The organism is uncultured Campylobacter sp. (assembly GCF_937949835.1).
Taxonomy (GTDB): domain Bacteria; phylum Campylobacterota; class Campylobacteria; order Campylobacterales; family Campylobacteraceae; genus Campylobacter_B.
Window position 1 is genome coordinate 1 of sequence record NZ_CALEDC010000058.1, and the last position, 7,772, is coordinate 7,772.

Here is a 7,772-nt window from a genome sequence, read left to right on the forward strand (position 1 = left end):
TTTTAAGAAGCTCCGTAAAGCCGATGATGCCGTTAAGCGGCGTTCTGATCTCGTGCGACATATTGGCCAAAAAGATCGATTTTGCCTTGTTGGCATCCTCCGCAGCACCCTTTTGATACGCAATCAGATCGAGCGCATCCTCGATAAGCGAATACGCCTTGTTAACACCCTCACTAGTCCTAACGTCGATATGCTCGTGCTGATTCGTCAAATCGCCGATTCGGCTAAGCACGTTGCCGAGGTCGGTAACGTTCTGTCTTAAACGTCTTGTAATACCCAAGGCAAAAACGACCAAAATAGCCGCTAAAACCCATATACCAAGAGCGATAAATAGGTTTCTTAGTCTTTGTGCTAGGTAAGTATCGGCATGCGCCGCAAGCTCAGCATTGATCTTTTCAGAAATTTCGCTTAGCTTTTTATATTTAAGTGTAGTAGAGGCAAACCACTCTTGAAAAGGTACGCTATAGTGTCCCTCGTCCGCTTCTTGCTGCAATGTGGCCGAAATTTTAGCAGTCTCTCTTAATGCGTTTTGAAATTCCTCTCCGTCTAGAATTTTTAAAATTGCAGCTCTAGCATCAGATTCCGGCAAGAAGTAGTAATTAGGAAGCGAACTAGATAGGTTGAAGCTAGCCCAAGTCCTTAGCTGCGCCTGATTCATCGCCTTGCTACCGATGATGTATTCGATAATATAGTCGCGCTCCGATGCAGTGGCATCCATCGCCTCATAAGTATTAAGCAATGAAACCGTCCAAACAGTAATATTTGAGCTTACAAGACCCTCTCTTAGCACTCGTTGGATTGTTTTTACATCATCATCGAATTTTTGAAAATATGAGCTGAAAAGCTCACCGAAGCTTTTGCTTTGAGCATCGACATCCCTTCTTACCTGCGGAAGTTTGTCTAATAAACCGTCTATATCGGTCTCGGCAGCCAAAAGCTCGTCATTACCGGTGCCGTAAGCGAAAATATCAAAAATAGTCTTTTTTACGACATTTTCGCTGATATTTTTGCTTTCTTTATACTTTGCAAGCGCATCATCGGTTTTTTTACGTTGACCCGATAGAAGGGTTCCCATACCGGGGTTTCCCTCGCTACCCAAAAACGCCGAAGTGATACCGCGCTCTTTATCTACCTGCTCCACTAACGCCGCGAGATTGCTATTTTTAGCAATCTGCTGCTGCAAAATTCCCACTCTGGCGTAATCCTGCAAAGAGATAAACAAGAAATATGATGCAAACGCGAAAATCAAAAGTAGCGGGATACCGCTAACAAGTCTCAAAGCACTTGTAGTATTTAAATTCATACAAAATCCTTCAAAGCGCAGCTTACGCGACGTTAAATTTTATTCAACCGGAGAAACGAAGTCGCTTCCGTCACGCTAGGCGGAGACGATTTAGCCGTCCTGCAAAGTTAATGGGTGATTTTACTAAACAAATCTTTAAATATAGCTTTTTGCGTTAGGTTTTCGTTAATAATTGTTTAAAATTTTTTCGGCAGTTTGAATATTCGTAAGCGATCTGATCTCATCGAAGCTCGCCGCATAAATGCTCTCAAAATCGCCGTAAAAGTCCAAAAGCTTCTTCAGGCTTCCCTTGCTAACGCCCAAGCTTAGCAGCTTTGAGCTTTGCAGATCGAGTTTGCGTTTGCTCTTTTGGTGAAACGAGATCGCAAAGCGGTGCGCCTCATCGCGCAGACGCTGAAAAAACTGCAACTTTTTATCGTCTGTAGGCAGCGAAAAAATTCCGCTTTTCGTGCAAATTTTATCTTTCGCAGCTCCCTTTGCGCGGTGGGCTTTAGCGTCGATCTTTTCTTTAGAGATAGCGATTATATCGACGTTTGCTCCGACGCTGCAAATTATTTCCTCTGCCAAGTTTAGCAGAGCCGTTCCGCCGTCTATAAGCCACAGATCGGGCGCTGCAAGCTCATCAAATTTAAGCGCGCGACTAGTTAGGTACTCGCGCATCTGATCGTAGTCGTTATTTGAGCTAAGGTGCTTGTGGCGGTAGTTTTGCTTGTTAAACTCGCCGTCTTGAAAGCTTATCATAGCTCCCACGGCTGCGGCGCCGAACATATGCGAATTGTCGAAAGCTTCGATATTTACGGGCAAATTCGTAAGATTAAAATAATCCTTCAGCTCCTGCAAGAATGCGTAATCGTGCGTTTTTAGATGTTTTTTGATATTGATCTCGCAGTTTTGGTATGCAATCTCGCAAATTTTACGCTTCTCTCCGATTTTCGGCGCGTAAATTTTAAACGCTCTTTCGTGCCGCTTGGATAAAATTTCGCATACCAGATCCGCATCGTCAAACTCGTCGTAGACGTAAATTTTAGCGCACGCCACGGGAGCCGCGGCCGGGAAGGCGCTTAAGATCATCTGCTTGTAGGCGTTTGCGATATCATCGGCGCTCGGGGCTTTGCAGTTGATTATATGCGAGTTTGAGGCTGAAATTTTGCCCTCGCGTATGCTAAAATGCACGGCACAGACGAGCCCGTCGCGTGCGGCAATCGCAAAGACCTCGAAATCATCGAGCTTTGCCAGATCGACCTCAACCTTTACGTTCATCTGCTTTAAAATTTCGATCGTATCGCGGATCTGTGCGGCTTCCTCGAAATTTTCGCTCTGCGCGAGCCGCGCCATCCGCTCCCCAAGCTGCGGCACCATTTTTTGCGGATTTTTCAGAGCCGCAAGCGCGCTTTGCACGATACGAGCGTAATCCTGCTTTGAAATTTTATCCTCGCACGGAGCGGCGCAGCGCCCGATCTGATGGAACAAACAGGCCTTTTTGCCTTTGACGCAATTTTTCTTCTGCACGAGCGGAAACTGCATGTAAAGCGTCTGTAAAATTTCCTTCGCGCCGTGAAAATAGGGACCGAAGTATCTGATGTTTCTGCCCTTTATGATCTTTCGCGTAATCTCAAAGCGCGGGAAATCGTCGTCTAAATTTACGTAGATATATGGATAGGTCTTATCGTCGCGCAGTAGGATGTTGTATTTGGGCTTAAGCTGCTTGATAAAGGAATTTTCCAGTATCAGCGCGTCGCTCTCGCTGGGCGTTACGATGTATTCTAAATGCGCCGCCTCGCTTATCATCTTGGCGATGCGCGCGCTTAAGCGCGGGCTCGGCGCGAGAGCGGGCGTGAAAGAAAAGTAGCTTTTGACGCGATTTTTTAAAATTTTTGCCTTGCCGACGTATAGCAGCTTGCCCGCGGCGTCGAAGTACTGATACACGCCGGGTGCGGCAGGCAGGCTCTTAATCTCCTCTATTAGCAAGGATCAGCCCTCTTATCTCTTCAAAAATTTTATAAATTTGCGGATCTTGGATTTTGTTTTTAAACTCCCCCTTTGCGCGCTCCAAAGATAAAGCTTCGCCGTCCCGGCGCAAATGAGCTTTATAAATTTGCGCCCTTCTTCTGCTCATTACTCTATCTGCGACGAAAAATTTTATATCGCGCACGCCGCAAAGCTCCGCCGTCTCTCTAGCGGCTACGAAGCGCTTTAATACGTCTTTTATTAAATTTATATTACTATCGCGTTTTAGTTCGCAAAGCCCCGCCGGGTGCTTCGCGGCTATCATCAAAATGCCATCTTTGACGTAGATGAAGGCGATCAGCCTTTGCCAACTAAGCGGCAAAATCGCTAAAAACTCGCCTCTTTCTCGCATCTTGGCATATAAAGGATCTTTTCTGATATGAGCGATTATTTCTCTTGCATTTTCCATAGACGGATTTTAGCATTTTTTATCTTAGTTTTGCTTAGCGGCTGCGGATACAAAGCACCGCCGTTTTATTCCGACGACGATGGGAGCTCTAGCGCTACCGCCCAAAATGCGGACGCTAATAGCACAAGCAGCGATAAAGGCAGCGTTAGAATTTTACGCGATAAATAGCCTACTTTTAGCTTTGCTTTGTTATACTTTTAAAAATTTTTACAAAGGAATTTCATGCAAACAGCAGACATTTTAGTGCTGGACTTCGGCTCTCAATACACCCAGCTGATCGCTAGGCGCTTGCGCGAACAAGGCGTTTACACCGAGCTAATCGCATACGACGCACCGATCGATAAGATAAAAGCAAAAAACCCTAAAGGTCTTATTTTAAGCGGCGGACCCGCTAGCGTTTACGCCAAGGATGCGTATTTTTGCGACGATAGAATTTTTGAGCTTGGAATTCCAATTTTAGGTATCTGCTACGGCATGCAGCTCATCGCGCATAAATTTGGCGCTAGCGTCGTGCCTGCGGGTAAAAAAGAGTATGGCAAAGCCTCTTTGAAACTGCTTCGCGCTAGCAGGCTATTTGGCGGCGTGGAGGATAACTCTACTGTCTGGATGAGCCACTCGGACAAGGTCGAGAGCCTGCCGGAGGGCTTTGAGGTGATGGCAAGCTCGGATGAGAGTGAGTGGTGCGTATTCGGCGACGAGACCCGTAAAATTTACGCGCTACAGTTTCACCCGGAGGTCTGCCACAGCGAGTTCGGCGATAGAATTTTAAAAAATTTCGCTAAAGAGATCTGCGGAATAACCAGCACTTGGAATATGGGTAGCTTCGCCAAAGAGCAGATGATCAAAATAAAAGAGCGCGTAGGCAGCGCCAAAGTGCTTTGCGCGGTAAGTGGCGGCGTGGATAGTTCGGTCGTAGCGGCGCTTTTGGCGCATGCGGTGCCGCAGAGCCTAATAGCGGTTTTCGTCGATAACGGACTGCTCCGCACGGGCGAGCGCAAGGCGGTAGAGGAGATGTTTAGACTCAAACTCGGCGTGAGCTTAGACGTGATTGATGCTAGCGAGCTATTTTTAAGCAGGCTAAAAGGGGTGGTCGATCCCGAGCAAAAACGCAAAATCATCGGCACTACCTTCATTGAGGTTTTCAGCAAAGAAGCGGCAAAACACAAAAACGTAAAATTTCTAGCCCAAGGCACGCTCTACACCGACATCATCGAAAGCTCGGTCGCAGGCTCAAGCAAGACGATCAAAAGCCATCACAACGTAGGCGGCCTGCCTAAGGATATGAAATTTGAACTGATCGAGCCTCTGCGCGAAATTTTTAAAGACGAAGTGCGCCAGCTGGGGCTTGAACTAGGCCTTTCGCGCGAAGTCGTTTTCCGCCATCCATTCCCGGGTCCTGGCCTTGCGATCCGCATAATGGGCGAGGTAAATACGCCGGGCCTCGAGCTACTGCGCAAAGCCGACGTGATCCTACGCGACGAGCTAAAATCAAGCGGCTGGTACAACAAAACGTGGCAGGCGTTTTGCGTACTGCTAAACGTGCACTCTGTCGGCGTCATGGGCGATAACCGCACCTACGAAAACGCCGTGTGCATACGCGTAGTGGACGCCAGCGACGGTATGACAGCTAGCTTCTCGCGCCTGCCGTACGACCTGCTAGAAAACGTCTCTCGCCGCATCATAAACGAAGTGCCCGGCATCAACCGCGTAGTTTACGACATCTCGAGCAAACCGCCTGCAACGATAGAGTGGGAATAGGACTATGCATATTCATAAAATAACGCTAGAAAACTTTAGAGGTTTTTTGGGAATGCATGAAATTACTTTTAATAGGGGGATCAAATTTTTTGTAGCGAATAATAATTGTGGAAAAACTACAATTTTTAAAGCAGTAGAATTTATTCTTAGTAAAGGAGAAAAAGCAAGTTTTGTACACAAGAACTGCGATAATAATCAAGATGTTTCTGTTGAAATAGAATTTAGAGGCGATGATATTAAAAGGTTATGTGAACACGGCAATCTTAAAAAATATATGGGCTATATTATAGATAATGCTGATGGCAGTACAAGTTTGCGTATTTTAAGAAGCTCAAAATTAGACAATATTACGCAGGATAAGAAAAATAAAAGTTTGGATATTAAAAATGTTCGTATTTTTAATCCAAATACAAATCAGTTCGAGAATCCAACAGGTATTGATACTACTATTTCAGAACTATTTGATGCTCAATTCGTGTATTCAGATTTAAAAAATGAAGACTATCAGGATTTTGGAAAAACAAAATTAGTTGGGAAAATTATTAATTCTATAACTAAAAATTTTCAAGAAACCGATGTTTTTAGAGAATTAAAAGAGGCTCACAATAAAGCCTTTGGAGATGAAGGATTAATACAAATTCTTGAGAATATACAAAATAAAATTCAGAGTGTTTTAGTTAGTCAATATGGTGACGCCGAAGTCGAATTTAATTTTGGATTGCCAGAAATTGATAACTTCTTAAAAAATGGAAACATTATGCTGTCTGATAACGGCATAAAAACAAATGTCTCAGAAAAGGGCACAGGAATGCAGCGCGCATTAGCATTAAGCTTAATACAAGTATACGCTGAAATTAATAGAGAATCGAGCGACGATAAAATAGAAAAGCCCATATTGTTTTTTATTGATGAACCTGAAACCTTTTTGCATCCTGGGGCTCAGAATAAATTATTAAATGCCTTAGAGAGATTATCCGATAATTCTCAAATTTTTATTACTACACATTCTCCTTATTTGTTAAAGAATTTTGATAAAGATAAACATCAAATATATATATTTTCTAAGAATGAATTGACCAATAAAATAGATAAAAAGGAGATATTGAAATTATTTGGTAATTCCTCTCCAACTTGGGGTGAGATAAATTATTATGCTTTTGGGGTTATTAGCGCAGAATTCCACAATGAACTATATGGATTTTTGCAATCTATAGCTATAAATGATGACGATAGAAATTATTATGAGGAAAATTTTGATAATTGGCTTGCTAATAAAGGAATACAGCAAACAAAACAATATAATAGAATAAATAGAAATGGTACCGTTAGACAAGAAAATAAAACCCTCCCAACCTTTATTAGAAATATAATACATCATCCAGAAAATACACAAAATCAATTTTCATACGAAGAGTTGGGAACCTCTATTGAAAATTTAATATGCGTTTTAAATCAGTTACTGGATGGACAGATCGAAAGGATATAATCTCATTATGGTTTTAAAAAAATATAAAGTAAATCTGCATTTTGCGATCTTGTTAGTAGCAAATTTCATACCAACGGCACACGTTCTTTAGTAAACAATATAATTGGAGAAGATCTATGAAACAAATCTGCGTCATCCTGGCACACCCTTACGAAAAAAGCCTAAATGCAGCTATTGCAAATGCAGCGGTAGAAAAGCTGCAAAATAGCGGCTACGAGGTTAAATTTCATGATCTATATAAGGAGAAATTTAACCCGATCCTTAGCGGCACCGAGCTCGTTAGCGACGAAAGCGACGACGAGCTGTTAAAAGTACATCAAAAAGACATCACAAACGCCCACGGCATCGTGATTGTCCATCCGAACTGGTGGGGCGAGCCGCCCGCCATCCTCAAGGGCTGGATTGACCGCGTGCTAAGGCAGAGAGTAGCCTACGATTTTGCGCCGGGCGATAACGGCGGCGGGCTTCCGATAGGACTTTTAAAGGCTAAAGCCGCCGTAGTTTTCAACACCTCCAACACCCCAGAGGTCAGAGAAAACGAGATATTTGGCGATCCGCTGGAAAAAATTTGGAAAAGCTGCATTTTTGATTTTTGTGGCGTAAAAACCTTTGAGCGGCTCATGTTTAGAGTGGTCGCAGATAGCGACGAAGCTGAGCGAAAGGTCTGGTTAGAGCAGGTAGCGCAGACGCTGGATAGGTACTTTCCGAAGCAGATTAATTTGCTTTAAATTTGAAAATTCGCTGCTAGCAAAATCCGCGCGGCGTAGAATTTTGATTGCCTATTTTAAACAAATGTGCGCAAAAATTTT

The 7,772-nt window shown here is 43.6% G+C and carries 6 protein-coding genes; 3 read left to right on the forward strand and 3 right to left on the reverse strand.

Annotated features, from left to right (window positions below; all coding sequences use genetic code 11):
- The 3 genes from Q0256_RS01280 to Q0256_RS01290 form a co-directional block, all read right to left on the reverse strand.
- Nucleotides 1–1,303 (reverse strand): nitrate- and nitrite sensing domain-containing protein (locus Q0256_RS01280; protein ID WP_297959297.1); only part of this gene is annotated, 1,303 nt, incomplete at its 3' end.
- A 165-nt stretch (nt 1,304–1,468) separates the two neighbouring features.
- Complete coding sequence (gene uvrC / locus Q0256_RS01285) at nt 1,469–3,271, reverse strand: excinuclease ABC subunit UvrC (protein ID WP_297959299.1); 1,803 nt, start codon at nt 3,269–3,271, stop codon at nt 1,469–1,471.
- Nucleotides 3,252–3,719: a hypothetical protein gene (locus Q0256_RS01290; RefSeq protein ID WP_297959301.1), complete on the reverse strand. Its 468-nt coding sequence runs from the start codon at nt 3,717–3,719 to the stop codon at nt 3,252–3,254. Before Q0256_RS01290 ends, uvrC begins: the two co-directional genes overlap by 20 nt.
- A 222-nt stretch (nt 3,720–3,941) precedes the next feature.
- Between Q0256_RS01290 and guaA the strand changes: the two genes are divergently transcribed.
- From guaA to Q0256_RS01305, 3 genes are all read left to right on the forward strand, one after another.
- The gene (gene guaA, locus Q0256_RS01295) at nt 3,942–5,477 is read left to right on the forward strand and encodes a glutamine-hydrolyzing GMP synthase (RefSeq protein WP_297959303.1); all 1,536 of its coding nucleotides are present in this window, start codon (nt 3,942–3,944) and stop codon (nt 5,475–5,477) included.
- 4 nt (nt 5,478–5,481) lie between these two features.
- Nucleotides 5,482–6,963 carry an AAA family ATPase gene (locus Q0256_RS01300; RefSeq protein WP_297959305.1) on the forward strand — a complete coding sequence of 494 codons (1,482 nt, stop codon included), beginning with the start codon at nt 5,482–5,484 and terminating at the stop codon, nt 6,961–6,963.
- A 116-nt stretch (nt 6,964–7,079) separates the two neighbouring features.
- Entirely contained in the window at nt 7,080–7,691 is a 612-nt protein-coding gene (locus Q0256_RS01305; protein ID WP_297959307.1) for an NAD(P)H-dependent oxidoreductase, read from the forward strand.
- The last annotated feature ends 81 nt before the right edge of the window (nt 7,692–7,772 follow it).

What these genes read in the sequence shown, in the direction of transcription:
- Q0256_RS01290 (WP_297959301.1), bottom strand. Translation starts at nt 3,719, where the DNA reads ATGGAAAATGCAAGAGAAATAATCGCTCATATCAGAAAAGATCCTTTA.
- Q0256_RS01300 (WP_297959305.1), top strand. Translation starts at nt 5,482, where the DNA reads ATGCATATTCATAAAATAACGCTAGAAAACTTTAGAGGTTTTTTGGGA.
- guaA (WP_297959303.1), top strand. Translation starts at nt 3,942, where the DNA reads ATGCAAACAGCAGACATTTTAGTGCTGGACTTCGGCTCTCAATACACC.
- Q0256_RS01305 (WP_297959307.1), top strand. Translation starts at nt 7,080, where the DNA reads ATGAAACAAATCTGCGTCATCCTGGCACACCCTTACGAAAAAAGCCTA.